Below are 1,290 nucleotides of genomic sequence, written 5' to 3'. Positions count from 1 at the left end.
ACGCGCAGCTTCGTCGCCAAAGAGGGTTTTGCACTGCCCGAGGCCAAGTCCCAGGTTGACTGGGTGGACGCCAACACCATACTGGTGGCCACCGACTTTGGCCCCGGCACCATGACCAAGAGCGGATACGCCCGCATCGTCAAGGAGTGGAGGCGCGGCACACCGCTGGTCGATGCGCGCACCGTGTTTGAGGCGCAGATGAGTGATGTGTCAGCCAGTGCCACGGTGGACCGCACACCCGGCTTTGAGCGCGTAGTGTTGGGGCGCGCCACGGACTTCTTCAATAGCGAAACATTTTTGTTGCAAGGCACCACGCTCAAACGTCTGGACAAGCCTTCTGACGCCATGCTGCTGTGGCAGCGCGATTGGGCATTCTTACAACTGCGCAGCGACTACACCGTGGGTGCCAAGACCTACAAGGCGGGTGCGCTGCTGGGCATCAAATTCGACGCGTGGGTGCAGGGCGACCGGAATTTCGACGTGTTGTTTGAGCCCACCGCCACCCGGTCGATAGCGCGCGGCGGCATCAGCCTGACACGTGACCATGTGCTGCTCAGCATTCTGGACAACGTAGCGGGCCGTGTGGAAGAAATCAGCTACCAAAAGGGCCAATGGGTGCGCCGTGCGGTGGATGCGCCGTTCCCCGGCACGCTGAGCGTGGGCAGTCTGCACGACCCGCATGTAGACAAAGATCCGCTGGCCAATAGTTACTTTCTAAACTACGCTGACTTTTTGACACCCGACAGCCTCTACCTAGGCCAAGTCGGCAGCGACCAGCGTGAATTGCTAAAAAGCCGCCCGCGCTTTTATAACGCCGACGGCATGCGCGCCGAGCAGCAATTTGCGACCAGCAAAGACGGCACCAAGATCCCCTACTTTGTGGTGTGGCCCAAGGGTGTCAAGGCCGACGGTACCAATCCCACCGTCCTGTACGGTTATGGTGGCTATCAAGTGTCCGAGCTGCCCCGCTACAGCGGCGAATACGGTGTCGCCTGGCATGCCAAGGGCGGTGTGCTGGTGGTGGCCAACATCCGCGGTGGTGGCGAGTTTGGCCCCACTTGGCACACCAGTGCGACCAAGGCCAACAAGCAGCGCAGCTATGACGACTTTGCCGCCGTGGCCGAAGACCTGATTGCGCGCAAAGTCACCAGCGCAAAACACCTGGGCATCTTTGGCGGCAGCAATGGCGGGCTGCTGGTCGGCGCGGTCATGGTGCAGCGCCCCGAGCTGTTTGGCGCTGTGCTCAGCAGCGTGCCCCTGCTGGACATGCGGCGTTACCACCAGCTGCTG

The 1,290-nt window shown here is 61.5% G+C and carries 1 protein-coding gene; it reads left to right on the top strand.

Going from position 1 to position 1,290, the window contains the following annotated elements:
- On the top strand, positions 1-1,290 hold a 1,290-nt coding region (locus tag AC097P_RS24120), incomplete at both ends, for a prolyl oligopeptidase family serine peptidase (RefSeq protein ID WP_479612958.1).

This window comes from Rhodoferax sp. ZS1R8 (genome assembly GCF_056521325.1).
This window is presented reverse-complemented; position numbering and strand designations above follow the sequence as displayed.